Annotated in this window: 19 protein-coding genes and 1 pseudogene; 14 read left to right on the forward strand and 6 right to left on the reverse strand. The window is 49.7% G+C overall.

What is annotated here, in order from left to right; all coding sequences use genetic code 11:
* Positions 1 to 120 (forward strand): annotated as a pseudogene (locus AC2215_RS05980) (IS630 family transposase); the annotation flags it as partial.
* Positions 121 to 135: 15 nt separating this feature from the next.
* On the opposite strand, the gene AC2215_RS05985 reads toward AC2215_RS05980, so the two are convergent.
* Entirely contained in the window at positions 136 to 1,179 is a 1,044-nt protein-coding gene (locus tag AC2215_RS05985; protein WP_486809053.1) for a TIGR04222 domain-containing membrane protein, read from the reverse strand.
* A gap of 840 nt (positions 1,180 to 2,019) precedes the next feature.
* Here AC2215_RS05985 and AC2215_RS05990 point away from each other — a divergent pair.
* Complete coding sequence (locus AC2215_RS05990; protein ID WP_486809054.1) at positions 2,020 to 3,438, forward strand: hypothetical protein; 1,419 nt, start codon at positions 2,020 to 2,022, stop codon at positions 3,436 to 3,438.
* A gap of 18 nt (positions 3,439 to 3,456) precedes the next feature.
* Here AC2215_RS05990 and AC2215_RS05995 read toward each other — a convergent pair whose 3' ends face one another.
* Positions 3,457 to 4,098: a hypothetical protein gene (locus AC2215_RS05995; protein WP_486809055.1), complete on the reverse strand. Its 642-nt coding sequence runs from the start codon at positions 4,096 to 4,098 to the stop codon at positions 3,457 to 3,459.
* A gap of 180 nt (positions 4,099 to 4,278) precedes the next feature.
* Here AC2215_RS05995 and AC2215_RS06000 point away from each other — a divergent pair, with 180 nt between their 5' ends.
* Positions 4,279 to 5,007 carry a DUF4336 domain-containing protein gene (locus tag AC2215_RS06000; protein ID WP_486809056.1) on the forward strand — a complete coding sequence of 243 codons (729 nt, stop codon included), beginning with the start codon at positions 4,279 to 4,281 and terminating at the stop codon, positions 5,005 to 5,007.
* 136 nt (positions 5,008 to 5,143) lie between these two features.
* Here the strand turns inward: AC2215_RS06000 and AC2215_RS06005 are convergent, their stop codons facing one another.
* Entirely contained in the window at positions 5,144 to 6,382 is a 1,239-nt protein-coding gene (locus AC2215_RS06005) for an FIST signal transduction protein (protein WP_486809078.1), read from the reverse strand.
* 263 nt (positions 6,383 to 6,645) lie between these two features.
* Between AC2215_RS06005 and AC2215_RS06010 the strand changes: the two genes are divergently transcribed.
* Positions 6,646 to 7,059 (forward strand): hypothetical protein, encoded by a 414-nt coding sequence (locus tag AC2215_RS06010; RefSeq protein ID WP_486809057.1) that lies wholly within the window; start codon positions 6,646 to 6,648, stop codon positions 7,057 to 7,059.
* Positions 7,060 to 7,094: 35 nt separating this feature from the next.
* Here the strand turns inward: AC2215_RS06010 and AC2215_RS06015 are convergent, their stop codons facing one another.
* Positions 7,095 to 7,454 (reverse strand): translation initiation factor, encoded by a 360-nt coding sequence (locus tag AC2215_RS06015; RefSeq protein WP_486809058.1) that lies wholly within the window; start codon positions 7,452 to 7,454, stop codon positions 7,095 to 7,097.
* 273 nt (positions 7,455 to 7,727) lie between these two features.
* Here AC2215_RS06015 and AC2215_RS06020 point away from each other — a divergent pair, with 273 nt between their 5' ends.
* From AC2215_RS06020 to AC2215_RS06030, 3 genes are read left to right on the forward strand one after another with little or no spacing between them, the layout of a single operon-like run.
* Entirely contained in the window at positions 7,728 to 8,303 is a 576-nt protein-coding gene (locus AC2215_RS06020; protein WP_486809079.1) for a Uma2 family endonuclease, read from the forward strand.
* Positions 8,304 to 8,317: 14 nt separating this feature from the next.
* Entirely contained in the window at positions 8,318 to 8,845 is a 528-nt protein-coding gene (locus tag AC2215_RS06025; protein ID WP_486809059.1) for an AAA family ATPase, read from the forward strand.
* A 17-nt stretch (positions 8,846 to 8,862) separates the two neighbouring features.
* A complete protein-coding gene (locus tag AC2215_RS06030) occupies positions 8,863 to 9,348 on the forward strand; it encodes a GNAT family N-acetyltransferase (protein ID WP_486809060.1) in 486 nt (161 codons plus the stop codon).
* Between the two features lie 128 nt (positions 9,349 to 9,476).
* Here the strand turns inward: AC2215_RS06030 and acsF are convergent, their stop codons facing one another.
* The gene (acsF, locus tag AC2215_RS06035) at positions 9,477 to 10,553 is read right to left on the reverse strand and encodes a magnesium-protoporphyrin IX monomethyl ester (oxidative) cyclase (RefSeq protein ID WP_486809061.1); all 1,077 of its coding nucleotides are present in this window, start codon (positions 10,551 to 10,553) and stop codon (positions 9,477 to 9,479) included.
* A 486-nt stretch (positions 10,554 to 11,039) separates the two neighbouring features.
* Between acsF and AC2215_RS06040 the strand changes: the two genes are divergently transcribed.
* The gene (locus AC2215_RS06040; protein WP_486809062.1) at positions 11,040 to 12,539 is read left to right on the forward strand and encodes a protein kinase domain-containing protein; all 1,500 of its coding nucleotides are present in this window, start codon (positions 11,040 to 11,042) and stop codon (positions 12,537 to 12,539) included.
* Positions 12,540 to 12,556: 17 nt separating this feature from the next.
* Here the strand turns inward: AC2215_RS06040 and AC2215_RS06045 are convergent, their stop codons facing one another.
* Positions 12,557 to 12,952 carry a hypothetical protein gene (locus AC2215_RS06045; RefSeq protein ID WP_486809063.1) on the reverse strand — a complete coding sequence of 132 codons (396 nt, stop codon included), beginning with the start codon at positions 12,950 to 12,952 and terminating at the stop codon, positions 12,557 to 12,559.
* A gap of 386 nt (positions 12,953 to 13,338) precedes the next feature.
* On the opposite strand from AC2215_RS06045, the gene AC2215_RS06050 reads away from it, so the two are divergent.
* The 6 genes from AC2215_RS06050 (at position 13,339) to AC2215_RS06075 (ending at position 18,983) form a co-directional block, all read left to right on the forward strand.
* Entirely contained in the window at positions 13,339 to 13,659 is a 321-nt protein-coding gene (locus AC2215_RS06050) for a hypothetical protein (protein WP_486809064.1), read from the forward strand.
* Positions 13,660 to 14,048: 389 nt separating this feature from the next.
* Positions 14,049 to 15,578: a photosystem II chlorophyll-binding protein CP47 gene (gene psbB, locus AC2215_RS06055; protein ID WP_486809065.1), complete on the forward strand. Its 1,530-nt coding sequence runs from the start codon at positions 14,049 to 14,051 to the stop codon at positions 15,576 to 15,578.
* Between the two features lie 116 nt (positions 15,579 to 15,694).
* Positions 15,695 to 15,790, forward strand: a complete 96-nt coding sequence (locus AC2215_RS06060; RefSeq protein WP_486809066.1) for a photosystem II reaction center protein T — start codon at positions 15,695 to 15,697, stop codon at positions 15,788 to 15,790.
* A gap of 236 nt (positions 15,791 to 16,026) precedes the next feature.
* Positions 16,027 to 16,569, forward strand: a complete 543-nt coding sequence (gene nrdR, locus AC2215_RS06065) for a transcriptional regulator NrdR (RefSeq protein WP_486809067.1) — start codon at positions 16,027 to 16,029, stop codon at positions 16,567 to 16,569.
* Between the two features lie 327 nt (positions 16,570 to 16,896).
* The gene (locus tag AC2215_RS06070; RefSeq protein WP_486809068.1) at positions 16,897 to 17,871 is read left to right on the forward strand and encodes a 30S ribosomal protein S1; all 975 of its coding nucleotides are present in this window, start codon (positions 16,897 to 16,899) and stop codon (positions 17,869 to 17,871) included.
* A 368-nt stretch (positions 17,872 to 18,239) separates the two neighbouring features.
* Positions 18,240 to 18,983: an HAD family hydrolase gene (locus tag AC2215_RS06075; protein WP_486809069.1), complete on the forward strand. Its 744-nt coding sequence runs from the start codon at positions 18,240 to 18,242 to the stop codon at positions 18,981 to 18,983.
* Positions 18,984 to 18,986: the final 3 nt, after the last annotated feature.

The raw sequence follows: 18,986 nt of genomic DNA on the forward strand, positions 1-18,986 counted from the left end.
CCAGACCTCAACAAAATTGAACAGTGCTGGTCTTGGTTGAAAAGTCGTATCCGCAAACAACTCCATCAGTTTAATTGTTTACGAGATGCGATCGAATATGTCCTTCGTTTAGTGTCCTAACCGCCTTGGCGGTTGCTATACTTGTCGGGAGTCTTTGACATTGGGGAGTAATTTCAAGTGGATGAGGCGATCGCGCATTTCATCGGCGAATGCAGCGACTCCCGTTGCGGTTTTGAGGCGGTAGCGATCGAACTTGTTTCTGTCTCGAAGTGCGGATTCGATCGCCGTTTCTAAAGGATGGCTGTTCTCGGGTAAAGGATTGACGACTTCTAAGGTTCGAGTCGTGCGATCGGGTTTCAAATGTCCTCGCTGCACCAGAGTTGCGATCGCCGTTTCTACCACTCGATCGTTTCCCCCGGCGAGATAGGCCGTTTCGTAAGTATCGAGAGAAAAGTTCTCCTGGGAATCCTCGATGTCCGATCGTTTGAAATATTCAAAAGACCCCCATTGGCAAATCAGTGCTGCACTCATCAAGGTTATATATAACGTGAGAAATTCCGATCCTCGAAAATTGAGGGGGTTGGGAAACGCTGCCAAACCCAACACTTCGCAACCCGTCAGCATCAGTGCGATTCCCACCAGCAGAACCGCAACTATCGATCGATTCCCAGAAAACTGGGGGACAATTTCCCAACTCGGTTTGGGAACCAGCCAGTATTGCCGAGTATTCAGGTATTGGAAACAGGCATGGCGATCGAAACGAACGGCAGCAGCCGGCCAAATATCCGATGGTGGCGGGTATCCGAAAAAGGCTTCGTAGCTAGCCAGGGTGCGATCGTACCAATCGTGAAATTTGCGATTTTCCGGCTTACCTCCCCGCGTCGGACTGTGATGGAGTGGGGTTTGCAAAACCTGGGGACAAAACTCTCCCCAGTAGGACTGAGTATAGAGCAAGTGCAGGTGCCAAACCCGATCGACATCTTCCGAAGGCGTCACCGGATGTCCGGCAGCGACGGCGAGAAAGGCAAACTTTTTGTATTCTGCAATTGCCCGTTCTGCGTATTCGGGACTCCAGCGATTCTCCCTTGCAAGTCGCCGGCTGAAGGGGAAATCGCTGGTGCGATCGTCGAGAGAAAATTCTTGAATGCGCTGGTAAAGTTCGGTGTGGGATTCGTTCATCAAAATTCTCCTTGGGTGTGAAACCCCATCCTTTCCTCGAGCGTGATGGTGTTCGAGATGGGTCGGTGTTTTCCGATGGGAGACTTGCTCAATTCAGAGATGCCTCAAATTTTAACGTAGAGAAATTGAGACGTCGGGATGCGATATGAAATGAGTCGCGAGAAACAGCGATCCTTTGCACAAACTTTAAGTCCGGATTTATATCTCGCAAAGATGCTGCTGTGACCATGTTTTCGGGGATATGACGATATACCTTGAAGGACGAGTGGCGAGATCGCCCATTTTCACAGGGCAAATTTCGCCCCAAGATTGCATAACCCGGAGGGAAACAACCTATGACTTTTATAAGAGAACTCGAATGAAAAATTCACCCTAAAAAATCATCGAACAAAAGGAGGTGTTCTCATGGAAGACAAGCGAATTTACTCATTACCCGTCGCGGTTTCTCTCCCTCTTCAATACCGATTATATTCCCAGTGCGATCGCGATCGCAACTCAAAGAGATCTGCGTCACAACCTCCCGTAAAGTGGAAAAAGTTATTTGTGAGATTGACTGTCTGGGCAGCCACCGAAATCTTACTCAACTGCGTTGGACTCGACGATCTAGCCGACTATAGCGAATTTATTTTTGAGAGAAACTCGGTCGTCATTTCCCAGCTCAACTAATCCTATTTTGTTCTCTCCCATGTAACGGCAATTGTTTTTTTTATTCATTGGGTTTGGATTTTGTAAAGAGTTACACAAAACAGCCCGTTCGAATATCAAAAACTGCATAAGTTCCATCCACTAGACCTATATATAGAGTAGAAGGCTCAGTCCGAACCAACTGAGTGCGATCGAATGACTTCCTCACCTCTCTATTCAGGGAATACAGGCAACATGGGCGCAACGAACTTACAACTTGAGTCAACGGTGAATTTGGGTTCATTACACCCGTCCCATTCCCTGGGGCGATCGCAACCTCAAGACATCATCTATCGCTATCTCCAAGATATCGTTCGCGATTGGGTTCCCGAAGACGTTTTGCGTGAGTTTAAAAACCTGTTCGTTCATGCGAATGCCAAGAGAGCAGAAGCCTTACAGGCGTTGCAGGATATCGTCCGCGGCAATCAAGAGCAGCACTTCATTTCCACCATCGAGCGAGCTGCCTACATTATTCTGAACTACTGGGAAATCAACGGTCAGGCACAATTCGTGCCCCAGCTGGTTGAAGCCTTTGGCGACCCCACCATCACCGGCAACAGCGTTTCTCCGGTTCTCCGCCGCGTTCGGATGTGGCTGAAGCGATTTGTTGCCAGTCCCGCTTACAAAGAATTGATGCTGTTTGCCGCTCGACATCGGACGGGGGGCTCGCCGAACTTACCCCAAGGTCAACCCCAAGGGAAATGGAGCGATCGCTATCTGGTCTATAAATTGACCGCTCAGTCTCTCGATGTCAACAAATCTGGAGAACAGCGAGAGTTAGCCAGAATGGTTGCCGGGAAGCACAAAGACCACTTTAAGCTCGCCCTCGCCCGGTACGTCACCCGCTGTCAATCTGTCGGATACGACGATCGCACTTGCCCCAACCCCACCATTTTTGGGAACGAAGTCCTACGCCTGATCAAAACGATCGTCATCAAACAACAAGGCATGAGTTCGACCCAAATCGCTCGGTTGTTCGTCGAACGCTCCCATGGGGCGAGTTACGCCAGCTTCAAAAGTGGTTTGCAACAGTACCTCTTCGGTGCTTGCCAAAAGCAGGGTTGGGCAGTGCAACTCACCTGGGAGTTCGCCCGCAAATTAAATGCCCTCTATCGAGAAAAGAATAGCGCGATCGTCGATGAGTCCTTACGGTTTAGAACCTGCACTCGCACCATTGAATGGTTAACCACCGAAAATGGGCGAGAACCGTCGGAACTGTTTCACTTACTCGTATCGCGTGGCAATCCCCTGACGCTGACCTTCGTTCTCCTAAAGCTCGTCCTCATCGACCCCCATGCTCGCACCCACTTAGAACGCTGCATCGCCAGCTTGATTCAATATTACGAAGGGGTACCCGAAGCAGATTGTCAGGGGGCGATTCAGTTTTTTGAGGTGTTCAAAATTCTCTTCGCCATTTACGCCGAAGATGTAGAGTACACCCTGGTGAAAATCAAATCGGAAGATGACGCTTCTGCTGGCGGTTTCAACCCCAACGCCTATCGCTTGTTCGCCCGCGTGAAGAAATCCGAGGGAGCGACTCCAAGCAGCGACAAAATGACAGCCAGAACGCGCTAATTTGGCGCTAATTTGGCGCTAATTTGACCCTTCCCCATCGAGTTCATCAAATTCGAGGGGTTGGGGGAGGTGAGCGCAGAAGACATTCGTCACTTCTCCATTGGCGACGATAACTTGAATGGACTCCAAGGTGCGAGGATTCTCCCATTCCCACAGAAATTCCCCTCCGGAAACTCGACGGTTGGTCGCTTCAAGGCGATCGTCGTCGAGTCTTTCTTCTAAATCGTCTAAACTCATCCCCAATTCAAATTCCTCGCAAGTACTTTCGCGAGGTTCTGGCGTTCTGGGGGGGGGAAGCTCAAATCTAACGGAACAGGAAACATCCATCAAGACACCTCCGAGAAAGCCAACGCGCAGAAATTCCTCCGTATCGGGGTCCGACCAGGCGAGGAAGATTTCCCCCGGTGCCGTGGATTCCCCAGTCAGTTCGAGTCCCGCCTCTTCGGCTAACGCCACCAAATCTTCGGGGGTCATGTCGGTATTGAGTCGATTGCAAATCCCCGCACGTCCGTCAGTGACGGGTTCCGGCACGAGTTGGGGGTTGGTGGGGTCGCTGTTGCCGTTCGTATCGCTGTTGCCTGGGATGGGAACCTCTTGAGCGCGAACACTTCCGATGAGGGTCAACCACCCAAGAAGGATGAGAATGCTGAGGTTTTTCATGGATGCTTTGAGGAGAGTGATGAGACAAATCGATCGAATTATCGATCGTATAGTAGTTCGCGCGCTCGATCGTGAAAAGTTTTGCGGGAACGGGGAATGGGGAATGGGGAATGGGGAATGGGGAACATTTAATTGAATAATTCTCCTCTCCCCCAGCTCGTTTTATCCTAGATCTGATGGGTGCTAACTGAATTAATGCTCGAACAAATTGATGAAAATCTTTGGGTTGCCCGGCAACCTCTAAAATTTTTGGGTTTGAATGTCGGGACTCGGATGACGGTCGTTCGGCTGAGTCACCGAGAATTGGTTGTTATCTCGCCCATCGAAATCGATCGAGCCACAACAGAGCAACTCAATGCCCTTGGGGATGTTAAATCGATCGTTGCACCGAATTTTTTTCACCATCTTTTCTTAAGTCACTTTAAAAATCTCTATCCTCAAGCCAAACTCTACGCGCCGTCGGGATTGAAAGAGAAAATCCCCGATCTCGCCATTGACTTTCTCTTAGATAACCGTTCGGACTATTTTGGCAACGAGCTAGAATATCGACGCTTTGAAGGAGTCAATACATTCTTGCCTAGCGGTGTTGCCTCCTTGAATGAATATGTTTTTTACCATCGATCGAGCCAAACGTTAATTGTCACCGATACGGCTTTTTTCGTCGATGAAAGCTTTTCCCCAGTCCTACAACTGGTTGCGCGAGTTTTTGGAGGATACAAGCAACTGCGACCTTCTTTTTTAGAAAAGTGGGGCACCTCCGAGAAAGAACGAGTGCGTCGATCGGCTCAAATTCTCCTAGGATGGGACTTCAAACGGGCGATCGTCGCCCATGGCAGCATTATTGAGGAGGATGCAAAGCGGCAGTTTCGGGAGGGATACGAGTGGTTGCTTGGGCAATCTCTGGGTTAGTTTTCAGCCATCAGCCATCAAATATTGGCTTTTTGCGATCGAACTTCTTCGATCGGATTCAATTCAAGAATCGTAAATATGCGATCGAATACCTATCTCTTTCTCCCCCTGCTTCCCCTGCTTCCCCTGCCTCCACTTACCGTTGCCGACAAATACCAAACACCGACGTGTAGCCGTGCAAAAACGTCGTTCCCCCCACGGGCCCAATTTCGCCGTTGCAGAAAAAGCCACCCAGGGGAACCCCCTCGAAATAGCGGTGAAACAGATCGGAGTCAAAATCCGGTTCGCCGTAAAGTCCTTCCCCGCGCCCGAGACAGGCAAACATCAACGCACCCATGGAGTTGGGTGCATCGGACGATGAGATTTCGTAGCGTTGCAACAACATCTCCAAATCTTCAGCGGAGGTTCTCGCATCGCGCAGGTGAAACTGAATTCGTTGTCCCGGACGAACTCGATCGCCGATCGCCAATGCCCCTAAATGGGGATCGACACCGATGAGGTTGCGAATCAGGAAGTCTCCGGGTTCGAGTTCGGGTTTGAATTCATCGCGCACCAACCCCACGAATAGAGAGGTTTGGGCCAGCTGGCGATCGTCCTCGTCGAGGGTTTGGATTAACTCGCGCACCAGTTTCAGCGGCGGCTGGGGTTCGCCGGGACTGGTAATTTCTCCCCCAAGCTCGAGTTCTTCAAGACCTAAAATAACGTTGCGTTCCCCTTCGGCAATCCGGTACGGTTTGCCAATCGGGCGGCAACCCTGAGCGACAATGGTTTCGAGCTCCACATCGCCACTGAGAGCAACCCCGATGGTTCCTTCGTCGTAGAGGTGGTAGTCGCAAAACAAGCTCATACCTTGAGAGCTATATCCGGCACTGGCGAGTCCCCCAACTTTAGCCGCGCCGGGGTAGGCAAAATCGAGTCCCTGGAGGAGGTCGTACACTTTGGAGAGAAAAGGGTCGGCCAGTAAAATGAAGTGGGGTCGATCTTGAGGAGGCACGCCGATCGCCTCAACCCAGCGATCGGGGGGACTGTCCAAATCCGGTAAATCTTCCGCGCGCAGGTGAAACGTCTCGACCTTCACCCCCGGTAAATAGCCCAACATCAAGCTCAGCGCCGGTTCGGCTTCAACTTCTTGGCGATCGCCCGTGGTGGGATTGCTGCCGACGACACCCCCCGCACCGCAACCGATGAGATGGGGAACGGTGAGTTTTTCTCGCAGCAAGGGCATCAGCCGGGGATACTCGCTAGCAAAGGCTGCGGAAATGAACACGAATCCCAAGTCGGCGGGGCCTTCTAAAGCTTGCTGGGCGGTTTCGACTACTTCAGTGACTGCCGCTTCTAGGGAGGGGCGCGTTGATAAAGCGTTAACCCATTTCATGCGATCGGACATAGATTACTTCCTGTTTGCGTGCTGTTTATCGGTGGGTGAATGAAGGCATCAATGGGTTGCGAGTATAGTATTGTAGCATCATTAACACTTCCATTTCCTCGCTGTTGGCAAACGGGATACGTCGCGATCGAATTTAATCTTTACAACGGTCGAGATTAAGTTAATTTAAACAACCGACTCAATTTAGATTTAGATTTAAATATTATTTTATAATTGTTTTAATTTAATAAATTAAGATGTAAACAAATTAGATGAAAGAAAGTGTTCGCTCTCTAAAAGCTTATTTTATTTTTTTTGCGGTTCTTTATCTTTTGGGAAGCATTGGTAGTTTATCGCTAGTTTCCCAAAATGTTTTTGTGCTTGTATCCTGGGCGTTTCAACTTGCTTTTGGTATGGCTTACTTATCGACCGGTCTATCCCTACGAAAACTTCTCGTTCAATCTCCGAATCGCATTAATCTCGTTATCTATGCGAGTTTAGTACAACAAGTTTTCAGTTTTATTTTCCAGTTCCTCTTTATTGGATTACAGCCCAGGGACTTCATTAGCTTATCGATAGCAGTTGCTGTTGCTGTCTATCTTATTTTCCAAGTTCGTCGTTTATCTAAAATTGAAAAAAGTAGAGCAGAATCAAAATCGGAATTGTACAATTCCGATTTTGAATAGTGTGGCAATACAGTTAATTTTCAGACTCCGCAAAATCAACCACCACTAATTTTCGCTTTGTAGCCGAGTTTCGTTAGGATTTCGAGTAACTGTCCAGTGCGATCGCCCTGAATTTCGAGGGTATTCTCTTTCAAACTTCCCCCAGTTCCGCATTGATTTTTCAACTGCTTGAGAAGCTTTTTTAAGGTTTCGGTTTTCGATTGAAACCCACTAATCACCGTCACGGTTTTGCCGCCGCGTCCTTTACGGGAGGCTTGAATTCTAATTTGTTGTTGCTGGGGTGGAAGATCGACTTCCGGACGGGCGATCGCTTCGCAATTATCCGATGAGCCAAACTCAGAGTAGACGAGACGATCTGTTTTAGACGTTTGAGACTTCCGCTTTTTCCCAGGCATATTATCTTGTTTATTTTATAGAGATTAAGAATAGAGATCGAGATAAAGATACAACTTTTTACTTGCAGTGAAGAGCCAGGAGGATCGCGATACAATCATCCGACTCTTATTAGATCTCAATCGTGTCACGCATAAACGGCTGATTTTGCAGCCTACTGCATCGGCGATTGCTAAGTACAATTGTGAATTGCGAACAGATTTTTACTAGGCTTTAGCTGGCTCGATTAAAGTCGATTGAGTATAATTATAATAGATTTTCACAGAGTTATTATGATGACATCATTTACCATCGATCTAAACTCTGTTATCGAATTAACAGACGACCAGTTTTTTGAACTCTGTCAAAAAAACAAAGAATTAACCTTCGAACGAACTCATCGGGGCGATTTAATTATTATGACACCAACGGGAGGGGAAACGAGCAACAGTAATGCCGGACTCACCGCTCAACTTTGGGTATGGAATAGCCAAAGTAATTTGGGAATCGCCTTTGATTCTTCCGGTGGCTTCAAACTCCCCAATGGTGCAAATCGCTCCCCCGATGCCTCCTGGGTGAAACGAGAACGATGGAAAGCCCTCACCCCAGAACAACGGCAGAAATTCCCCCCACTTTGTCCCGATTTTGTGGTGGAATTACTCTCCCCCAGCGATAGTTTGAAAACCACCCAGGAGAAAATGCAAGAGTATATTGATAATGGAGCGCGGTTGGGTTGGTTAATTAACCGGAAAACGCGGCAAGTGGAAATTTATCGTCCGGGTCGGGATGTCGAGGTTTTGGACTCACCCGATCGACTTTCTGGAGAAGATGTATTATCGGGATTTGTACTAAAACTCGAATCGATTTGGTAAGGCTTTTCTAACGGTTGGTTATCGTCGTGAATGGCACGGAAAACTGTTGCATTTCGATCGAACCCATGCAAAAAATTCTCATCTTTGGCAACTCCGGTTCGGGAAAAACTACCATGGCAAAGCATCTTGCCAAGTCGGCAGGAATTCCCCATCTCGACTTAGATACCTGTGCTTGGAACGAGGCGGGAGTCCGCAAACCATTACCCGAGAGTCAGCAACTCATCGAACAGTTTATCGCCGCACATCCCAGCTGGGTTATCGAAGGTAGTTACGGGTCTCTCGTGGAATTAGTCGTTCCCCATTGCAACGAACTGCGGTTTCTCAATCCCGGAATCGATCGATGCCTGCAAAATTGCGAGTCCAGACCTTGGGAACCGGAAAAATACCCCACCCCAGAGGCGCAAAATGCCAATTTAGCGATGCTCAAAGACTGGGTGCGCGCCTATGAAACCCGCGAGGACGAATATTCCCAACGAGAACACCGACGTATTTTTGAGGCATATTCGGGTCTGAAACAAGAGTACAGATCGCCTCAACTGTAAAATCTCAACTCAAGACAATGCTTTTACGAGAATATCGAGAATCAGATGCGGAGGCGATCGAAGCGGTTTACCGAAATTCGATTCTTGGCATTGCTTCTGGGGTTTACGATCGCGACCAAATCTGCGCTTGGTCTTCATCTTTCGAGGATCGTTTAGAGCCGTTTCGTAAATTACTGAGTCTCGATTGGACTTGGGTTGCCGTTGAGGCGTCAGACGAAAACTCGGATATTGTCGCCTTCGGTCAGTTATCCCCAGCCGATCGCATTGCCTTTCTCTTCACCGATCGCCGTTTCTCTCGTCGAGGTTACGCCACAGAAGTCTATCAAAAGTTGGAATCGATCGCGCGCGATCTCGGTACTCAATGTTTGCGGACTGAGGCGAGTCGGATTTCAAAATATTTTTTTCTCAAACAGGGATTTAGACTTCTCGAACCCGAACTCGTGATTCGCCGTAGGGTTCTCATCGAACGGTTCAAAATGCTCAAAAGCCTGAGTCGTGAGTGAAAATCGAGCTGGCGTGCTGTTTGCCAATCGACAAAAAAATCCCCCTCACCCACATCGGGGTAGAGGAGGCCAGTCTAATATGAGGAGCGAGACTTTAAAAACTCGTAGCGCGCGACAATTTTGAAATTTTAACGAGCTTGACCTTGTGCTTCCACAGCATCGAGAGGCTTGAGGAAGTAGAGCTTCGCGAGTTGCCATGCATTGGAAGCGTAGAGCGGGAGCTTCTGCAGGAGTTGCACGAATTTGGGTTTGCTGGAATTGACGATTTCCGTCAGCTTCTCGTTATTCTTCACGCAAACATCGAGGCGCTGGTAGAACTCGGGATGATTCACATCTAGGGTGATCGGGAAAACCCGTCCGGCGGTTTCGTTGGTTTTTTCGATTACGTGGATGTCGTACTCCCGCGCATCCAAGCCGAGAGATGCATAGAACTTAGAACGCTGGAGATCGTTGAGATACATTGTCGCAAACACCGACAGCAGGAAGAAGCGACACCACAACTTGGCGCGCCAGTCATTCAGATGCTGGGGTTGCGCTTTCATGATCGCATCGAAGAAGTCGCCGTGGCGGTTTTCGTCCTGACACCAGTTTTCAAAGAAGCGGAAAATCGGATAGATGCGATCCTCGGGATGCTTCTCTAGGTGACGGTAGATGGTGATGTAGCGCCAGTAGCCGATTTTTTCGGAGAGGTAGGTGGCGTAGAAAATGAACTTCGGCTTGAAGAAGGTGTACTTCCGGCTTTTGGTGAGGAAACCTAAGTCTAGAGACAGGTTGAAGTCCGACAACGCTTTGTTGAGGAACCCAGCATGGCGCGCTTCGTCTCTAGACATGAGGGTAAAGCACTCGGCGAGTACCGGGCTGGTATCTTTCAAGCGCCGTCCTAACTCTTTGTAGAGCAGGAAGCCGGAAAACTCAGCGGTACAGGAACGCTCTAAAAACTCAACGAACACTTGCCGGGTTTCACCCTCGATATTATCCCAAGATTTCTCGAACTCTTCATCGCGGACGAAGTGATGGCGATTATAGTCGATGCGGAACTCTTCCAAAATGGCGAGGAGTTCGTCTTCATTTGGAGAGATGTCCATCTTGGCCATCTCCTCAAAGTCGGTGGTATAGAAGCGAGGGGTGAGGATGGTTTCCTTGGCGGGGACTTTGACCCCCGGTCGGATTTCTTCAAAGGTCGGTTTTTTGAGGGAATCTACCATGATGGTTGTTGTGGGTGTTCCGATAACGCTCGCGCCTTTGCTCGATGGCTGGGGCTGAGCCAGTATAGCTAAATTATGGCTGTTTGAGTAGAGACTCAGTTGGAAAGGCTTATTTTTGTATGAGATCCAGTCTACCAATGGGATGCGGGCAGAAACCCTCTATTTTTGTTACAAGTTGATACGCTATATAAATTTGTGTGAACTCCCCAGGTCAAAGATGACGGTTTCCCGCCAAAGATAAAGCCGTGAAGAATTTGTCAGAATGAAGGCAGGATCCAGGGGATGCGGTGAGGGGGAGATGGGGAGATGGGAAGAATTAACCCATCCCGTTCCCGGAGCATCCTCGGTCTCCGGGCCTCCAAGAGAGTGCGCTTCGTCGCGATGTCGATGTATCGAGCGGATTGCGTTTTTCCCAAACTCAATCGCTCAAATGCGCGTTTCTAAAGCTCCCTGACAACCCTTTTTCACTCTCATTGGCGATCCTCAATGCAGACGAGTTTTTGTCTCAATCCCCACTGCACTCAACCTCAGAACCCCCTCGAGGCTACCTCGTGCGGGAGTTGCGATCGACCTTTACGACTCGGCGATCGCTACCGGGCACTCGAACCCATCGGTGCTGGAGGTTTCGGGCGCACCTTCTTAGGTGTAGACGAACACAAACCATCCAAACCCCGATGCATTATCAAGCAATTTCGGTCAGATGACGACTACCTCCGCAATCGCACCAAAGCTGCGACCCTATTTCGCCAAGAAGCCACCCGCTTGGAAGAATTGAGCAATCACCCACAAATTCCCAATTTGCTAGCTCACTTCGAGCAAGACGATCGCCTTTACCTCATTCAAGAGTTTATCGACGGGCAGAACCTAGAGCAAGAGCTAGCGGAATCGGGCCCCTTCAACGAAACCCAAATTCGTCAACTCCTCGCCGATATCCTACCAGTTCTGCAATTCGTTCACGATCGCCACATTATCCATCGAGACATCAAACCCGCCAACATCATTCGCCGCCGTTCCTCGGTGGGTTCGGGTCGTTTCGTCTTAGTGGATTTTGGGGCATCGAAACTCGCCACCGGCACGGCATTAGCCCGTACGGGAACCAGTATCGGTTCTGCCGGTTTCGCCGCCCCGGAACAATCCATCGGCAAAGCCGTCGTGCAAAGCGATTTATACAGCTTGGGCGTCACCTGTATCTATCTCCTTACCCAAATTCCGCCCTTTGAACTGTTCGACAGCAGCGAAGGCAAATGGGTGTGGTCCGATTACCTGGTGAATAACCCCGTCAGCGATGACCTGGCGCGAGTGCTAAACCAACTCCTCGAAAGCGGTACGCGCCGACGCTATCCCAGCGCCCAAGCCGTGTTACAAGCCCTCGAACCCAAAAGTCACCGCCCCGCGACTCCAACTCCAGGAACTCCGACTCGGGCCACCCCAGCGACTTCACCAGTCAACCCTCCCCCAGCCACTGCCACACCCACCGATGCAGAATGGCGCGCGCGCAGCAACACCACCCATCTCCTCTGGGTGGTGGGACTCGTGGGCGCGGTTATCTCTCCGGGCATCAATCCCCTCGGCGGTTTGCACCGATGGTATAACGGTCAAATTTGGATGGGGGTGTTGTGGATGTTTCCCGTCGTGGGAGAATTGGGCGCCCTCATCGATGGATTTTTCGTGTCTCGCATCGTGGATGAGTACTACCAGAAGGCGCGAGGGAAGTTGGGAGTCTCGGCAGCCGGAGTCCCCTTACCCCCAACCCATGCCGAAACACAAGTCCTCCAGACACCCGATCTCGACAAGCAACGTCTCAAACTCCTGAAATCCGCTCGCGTGCGAGGTGGCAAACTCTCGGTCACTCAAGCGGTGATGGATACCTCCATGAGTTTTTCGGAGGTGGAGGCGATTCTTGATGAAATGGTTCGCCTGGGATACATCAGTCTGGAAAACCACCCCCGGACGGGAGTGGCCGTTTATCATTTTCCCGATTTGTGAAAGCTTGCCCAGTCCAACTACAAGCAACTCGCCGCTTTAACGATGCCAAGGGAAATCGATCGAAATTCAGGGGGAATGTAGGTGGTGAGTTCGCTAGCGACTTCTTTGAGCGAGGCAGTTGAATGGACTTGGACTTCTTGGCAAATGGTTCTTTCCAAAAGCGCCCAGTCTTGAGGAGCGGTTTTCAGAATTTGAGGACGTAGTGCCAAATAAACTGGAGAATAATCTCGTTTGACCTGGTTGAGGAGACTGCTTTGATAGATTGCCCCTCGGGTTTGGAGAAATCGGTCTTCTTGTTGGTGGGACAACTCCAAGGTCAGTACAATTGCGGGAAAGCACAGGGAAACAGCGAGCAGCAACCACGCAACGAAATCTAGGGAATGTGTTTGGGGAATTTTCTGTGTAGTTTTCATGGCACACCCAATGCGAGTTTGGTTTGTCAAACTCCTTTTGTGGAAACATCAATAAACATTAGGGTAGTTGAAATTACGGAGGGTCGGTGATAAATTTCTAATAAACTAAACCGTATATTCTATGAAGAGTTCATCAAGATGACTCTAAGTATTCCGCAAATTTGCGGAACTCGTTAGTGACGATCGAAATTCAGCTAGGGATTCTCGATCGAGGTAGAATGCTGTCCCTGGTGACAAAATGCAATCGAACCGCCCTTCCCGTGTTCGAGTGCGAGAAACCCGACGATGAATTTTGAGTTTTCTCGATTCGGCTATTTGTTTGCTTCATCAGACGGGTTATGGTAGACAAAAAGTTCCAAACCCAAACTGTCTGGAGCAGAAAATTTGTGAAATACTTCTTTTTGTCGGAAGGATGGCAAGTCGATCGCGTGTGGGGATCTCAAGGGTTATGGAATCCTAATGCTTGGCGACGTTCCCCCCAGATCGAACAAACGAATTTGTGCATTATCGATCGCGTTGAAAAATTGTGGCTTTATCGCGTTGAAGATGCAGTGCTGATGGTCGAAGTTAAACCGATCCATCCGGAAACCTCCACACCGGATGCGATCGGTCAGGTGGTTCTCAAACGCCTCATGAGTGCCGAACAAGCGCTGCAACGCCTCACCTCAACCAGCGCCATTTGTCAATTAAATCGTATAGAAAATTAATAGTAAGTGCACGATATCTTAAAAAATTGGGGGAAAAGTGCCCGCAAGCTTGCAATATAACCTCACAATCGATAAACTTTTTAAAATAATCTTCATGTTTCCAGCGCTTTATCGAGTAACAGCAATCTTGCAAACTGACTCCAAGTTAGAATGCGGAGCGTTGAGTGCGAGATAATTACTGGCATCGATCGCAGACGCTCTGTCTCGACCGAGAGTCAAAATTCGAGCGTGTTGAGTTTAAACTCAGACGGTGAAGTTTTTTTTCAACGTTGAGGATAAATTCTCAAACAGGCGATAGCTATCAGCCTGTCAGAGCAATTTCTGGCAGCGTAGCTGTCAAGTTATCAAAAAAGCGTTGAGTAAAGCGTAATAGAGGAGGAGCGTAGTCAATGGGACTACCTTGGTATCGCGTACACACAGTCGTCCTGAACGATCCGGGACGATTGATTGCTGTACACCTTATGCATACTGCCCTCGTGGCAGGTTGGGCCGGCTCAATGGCCCTGTACGAACTGGCAATTTTCGATCCTAGCGATCCCATTCTCAACCCCATGTGGCGGCAAGGGATGTTCGTGATGCCCTTCATGGCTCGCTTAGGCGTGACTGGATCTTGGGGCGGTTGGAGCGTGACGGGAGAGACGGGAGTCGATCCCGGCTACTGGTCGTTTGAAGGGGTAGCCATCGCTCACATCGTCCTGTCCGGACTGTTATTCCTAGCAGCCGTCTGGCACTGGGTCTTTTGGGATTTAGAAGTCTTCCGCGATCCCCGTACGGGAGAACCGGCATTGGACTTGCCGAAAATCTTCGGCATCCACTTATTCCTGTCCGGTCTTTTGTGCTTCGGTTTCGGAGCGTTTCACCTCACCGGCGTGTGGGGTCCGGGAATGTGGGTTTCCGATCCCTACGGGTTAACCGGAAGCGTGCAACCCGTGGCTCCAGCCTGGGGACCTGAAGGCTTTAACCCCTTCAACCCAGGAGGAATTGTCTCTCACCACATCGCAGCGGGTGTGGTCGGCATCATTGCCGGTCTGTTCCACTTGACCGTGCGTCCCCCAGAGCGGTTGTATCGCGCCCTGCGGATGGGGAACATCGAAACCGTGTTGTCGAGTAGTATCGCAGCGGTTTTCTTTGCCGCCTTCGTGGTCGCGGGAACGATGTGGTACGGCTGTGCCGCAACTCCCATCGAACTGTTCGGACCGACCCGCTATCAGTGGGATAAGGGTTACTTCCAAGAAGAAATTCAGCGTCGCGTTCAAGCCAATATCGCTGACGGGGCAACCGAATCCGAAGCTTGGTCGCAAATTCCTGAAAAATTGGCATTCTACGACTACGTCGGTAACAGCCCTGCCAAAGGTGGTTTGTTCCGTACCGGTCAAATGGACTCCGGCGATGGCATTGCCCAAACCTGGCAAGGTCACCCCGTGTTTACCGATGCTGAAGGTCGGGAACTGACCGTGCGTCGGATGCCCAACTTCTTTGAAACCTTCCCGGTTATCTTGACCGATAACGACGGCATCATTCGGGCCGATATTCCCTTCCGTCGGGCTGAATCTCGTTACAGCTTCGAGCAATCGGGCGTGACGGTCAGCTTCTACGGTGGCGAACTCGACGGTCAAAGCTTCACCAATCCGGCTGAAGTTAAGAAATATGCCCGTAAGGCTCAGTTGGGCGAACCCTTTGAGTTCGATCGGGAAACCTTGAACTCCGACGGTGTGTTCCGAACCAGTCCTCGCGGTTGGTTTACTTTCGGACATGCTTGCTTTGCCTTGCTGTTCTTCTTCGGTCACATTTGGCACGGTTCTCGGACGCTGTTCCGGGATGTGTTCGCCGGAATCGACCCCGAACTCGACGAAGAGCAAGTCGAATTCGGATTCTTCCAAAAAGTGGGCGACAAGTCTACCCGCAAACAGGAAGTCTAATCGAATCTATCTCAGCAGAATCGGGTCTAAGAGTGGCGGGTGCATATTCGCGGTCGTCCCGGATTAGGCCCTTCTGTTGGTAAACTAGTAACTATCGAAAAACGAGGAGATAAAAGATGGAAAGTCTCGTTTATATCTTAATTCTTGCTTTGGCCTTAGGCGTACTATTTTTTGCGATCGCATTTCGCGACACTCCCACCATTGGGAAATAGCAAATTCGAGTGCAGAACGCACCTCAGGTCTATCACCTGCGACTGCTTCTGTTTTCTACATTGCGAAAAGCTCAGCCCAGACGTGCAGTTCGATAAAATCTGCGCGTCTGTTCTGGGTTTTTAGCATATCGGGTTAAATGGCATCGATGAAGCGATCGAACTTAAAACCTAGCTCTTCGATCGCCCCCTGTGACATCGAATTGCCCCTAAGGGTTCCTCATTCCACGCATTAAATCATGCACTGTCCCTTTTGCCAACATACCGAAAGTCGAGTTCTGGAGTCGAGAGCGGCCGAAGCCGGTCAAAGCGTACGCAGACGTCGGCAATGCCTGGGCTGTCATCGTCGCTTTACGACTTACGAACGCATTGAGTTCGTTCCCATTACCGTGATCAAACGCAACGATCGCCGAGAATCCTTTGCTCGTTCTAAGCTCCTGCGAGGACTAGTTCGCGCTTGCGAAAAAACCGGCTTGCTTTCAACTCAACTCGAAGCGATCGTCGATGAGATCGAAGCCGAACTGCAACAGCGATCGACCAAAGAAGTCAGTTCTCACGAAATCGGCGAATTAGTGCTCAAACGCTTGCGTCCCTTAAGCGAAGTTGCCTACATTCGTTTTGCCTCAGTTTACCGAAAGTTTCAGGGCATCCGCGACTTCGTCGAAACCTTGAATCATTTGCGGGAGAATCAGTCCCAAACCTTACTTGAATTGGACGGTGAATTCGATTTAGATTTTGAAGACGAACATCCCACTCATTCCCCATGGATGACTCGTTCTTGAGGCGGTGAAGATATCTCGGGTTTGGGAATATCTGTCGAGGGACTCTGCGAGAAAATTTGATAATCACAACTTATGATAGCGTTTAGAGAAATTAAGTCTACAGATTAAATTAAGGATCGAATCCGTTAGGGTAAAATGTATAATAGGATGCCCCCTTATGCCTTCCCAATCGCAAAGAGGGATGTGGTGTTCTAAAAAGTAAGTTTTAGCGATTACAAAGCGATTACTCATAAATTTATCCACCCCAACCCCCCTGCCATCCCAGGATAGACAACATCCATTCATAGGAGGCCCAGTAAGGATACCCAATACTAGGAAACAATACGCATGGTCAATCAGAACACAATTACTAGAGACGTTGGTTTTACTCACGAAGATTTTGCCGCCCTGCTCGACAAATACGACTATCACTTCAGCCCCGGCGATGTGGTAGCGGGTACGGTATTTAGTATCGAACCCAGGGGGGCTCTGATTGACATTGGGGCAAAAACTGCGGCTTACATTCCTTTGCAGGAAATGTCTATCAACCGGGTTGATGCACCCGAAGAAGTTTTACAGTCGAACGAAACTCGCGAATTTTTTATTCTGACCGATGAAAACGAAGACGGTCAGCTCACCCTCTCCATTCGCCGCATTGAGTACATGAGGGCGTGGGAGCGAGTTCGGCAGCTTCAAGCTGAAGATGCCACCGTTCACTCGGGAGTCTTTGCCACCAATCGAGGGGGTGCTCTGGTTCGGATCGAGGGATTGCGAGGATTTATCCCCGGTTCTCACATCAGCACTCGCAAGCCGAAAGAAGATTTAGTTGGGGAAGATTTACCCCTGAAGTTTTTGGAAGTGGATGAAGAGCGCAACCGCCTCGTCCTCAGCCACCGACGCGCCCTAGTCGAGCATAAGATGAACGGCTTGCAGGTTGGCGAAGTCGTTGTCGGTACGGTACGCGGAATCAAGCCCTACGGTGCGTTTATCGATATCGGTGGCGTCAGCGGTCTGCTGCACATTTCCGAAATTTCTCACGATCATATCGATACGCCTCACAGCGTGTTCAACGTTAACGACCAGCTCAAGGTGATGATCATCGATCTCGATGCCGAGCGCGGTCGGATTTCTCTATCGACCAAACAGCTCGAACCCGAACCCGGCGATATGGTGAAGAATCCTCAGCTCGTCTACGATAAAGCTGAAGAAATGGCCGCCAAGTTCCGAGAGCAAATGCTGGCGAACCAGCAAGGTACGAATGGGGAAGTTTCCAGCGAAGACTTTGCTCTAGAAGAGGAAGATATTCCCGACGCGATCGATTAAAAATCCTCATTTGAGGAGACAAGTTTAGATTCACGACCGCTCGACTTCGGATGACAAGCCAAAGAGAGCGGTCGTTTGTATTCGTTGTTTGTATGACAGCGGCTTTCAAAACATTGACCCCTCGAAGAAATTTGTAGGGTGGGCAGTTTTCCTAACCGGGGTAGTCGTGTTAATTCGCCATCGAACTGCCCACCAACCCCGAGAGCGGTTCAACCTTATAGCGGCTTGCAGAAATATGGATCCTATACAGAATTTGCCGGAAACATTTGAAAAGCATCAGGAATTTCAACCTGGGGTCTACCTTTGTGAAAACCGCTGTAATGAAAACCGCTATAAATAGTTCAAACTAGCTTTTAGGAGTTTGTGATTTGGTCTCGATTCGTATCCGGGATGTTGTCTTCTCCAATATCCAAGCTGTCATTTTTGATAAAGACGGAACCCTCGAAGACTCGGAAACCTTTTTGAGACATCTGGGACAAAAGCGATCGCGCCTGGTGGATGCCCAAATTCCCGGTGCGGGAGAATCGATGCTGATTGCTTACGGGATTGAGGGATCGCAACTCGATCCTGCAGGACTGCTGGCGGTAGGGAGTCGGCGCGAAAATGAGATTGCTGCCGCAGCCTATATCGCCGAAACCGGTCGAGGTTGGTTGGAGTCTCTCAAGATTGCACGGGAAGCTTTTACGGAAGCCGATCGCATCCTCAGAGATACCGATAACGCGCCTTCCCCGTTATTCGTCGGTTCTTTGGAAGTCATCGAGGAACTGTCGAAAGTGGGATTAAAACTGGGAATTCTCTCGGCGGATACCACCGCGCGAGTGCAACGGTTTATGTCTCACTATCAACTCGATCGCTACATTGAGATGGGAATGGGGGTGGATGGCGGTCCGAGTAAACCCGATCCCTCGCTGTTTCTGGAAGCGTGCCAGTTACTCGGAGTTGCACCGGAACGGACGCTGATGGTGGGAGATTCTCCCCTGGATATTGAAATGGCTGCCAGTGCGGGGGCTGCCGGATGTATTGGAATTTGCTGGGGACGACCGGAAGCCGCACATTTAGAAGCAGCAGATGTGGTGATTTCTCAACTCGATGAAATTGAAGTTGAGGTGTAAGGT

It is taken from the genome of Zarconia sp. (genome assembly GCF_057467645.1).

Excerpts from the sequence above, each read along its gene's own strand:
- acsF (WP_486809061.1), bottom strand. The coding sequence starts at position 10,553 with ATGGTAGATTCCCTCAAAAAACCGACCTTTGAAGAAATCCGACCGGGG.
- AC2215_RS06020 (WP_486809079.1), top strand. The coding sequence starts at position 7,728 with ATGACATCATTTACCATCGATCTAAACTCTGTTATCGAATTAACAGAC.
- AC2215_RS06045 (WP_486809063.1), bottom strand. The coding sequence starts at position 12,952 with ATGAAAACTACACAGAAAATTCCCCAAACACATTCCCTAGATTTCGTT.
- AC2215_RS06010 (WP_486809057.1), top strand. The coding sequence starts at position 6,646 with ATGAAAGAAAGTGTTCGCTCTCTAAAAGCTTATTTTATTTTTTTTGCG.
- AC2215_RS06015 (WP_486809058.1), bottom strand. The coding sequence starts at position 7,454 with ATGCCTGGGAAAAAGCGGAAGTCTCAAACGTCTAAAACAGATCGTCTC.
- AC2215_RS06005 (WP_486809078.1), bottom strand. The coding sequence starts at position 6,382 with ATGAAATGGGTTAACGCTTTATCAACGCGCCCCTCCCTAGAAGCGGCA.
- AC2215_RS06060 (WP_486809066.1), top strand. The coding sequence starts at position 15,695 with ATGGAAAGTCTCGTTTATATCTTAATTCTTGCTTTGGCCTTAGGCGTA.
- AC2215_RS06030 (WP_486809060.1), top strand. The coding sequence starts at position 8,863 with ATGCTTTTACGAGAATATCGAGAATCAGATGCGGAGGCGATCGAAGCG.
- AC2215_RS05990 (WP_486809054.1), top strand. The coding sequence starts at position 2,020 with ATGACTTCCTCACCTCTCTATTCAGGGAATACAGGCAACATGGGCGCA.
- nrdR (WP_486809067.1), top strand. The coding sequence starts at position 16,027 with ATGCACTGTCCCTTTTGCCAACATACCGAAAGTCGAGTTCTGGAGTCG.
- AC2215_RS06070 (WP_486809068.1), top strand. The coding sequence starts at position 16,897 with ATGGTCAATCAGAACACAATTACTAGAGACGTTGGTTTTACTCACGAA.
- psbB (WP_486809065.1), top strand. The coding sequence starts at position 14,049 with ATGGGACTACCTTGGTATCGCGTACACACAGTCGTCCTGAACGATCCG.
- AC2215_RS06040 (WP_486809062.1), top strand. The coding sequence starts at position 11,040 with ATGCAGACGAGTTTTTGTCTCAATCCCCACTGCACTCAACCTCAGAAC.
- AC2215_RS05995 (WP_486809055.1), bottom strand. The coding sequence starts at position 4,098 with ATGAAAAACCTCAGCATTCTCATCCTTCTTGGGTGGTTGACCCTCATC.
- AC2215_RS05985 (WP_486809053.1), bottom strand. The coding sequence starts at position 1,179 with ATGAACGAATCCCACACCGAACTTTACCAGCGCATTCAAGAATTTTCT.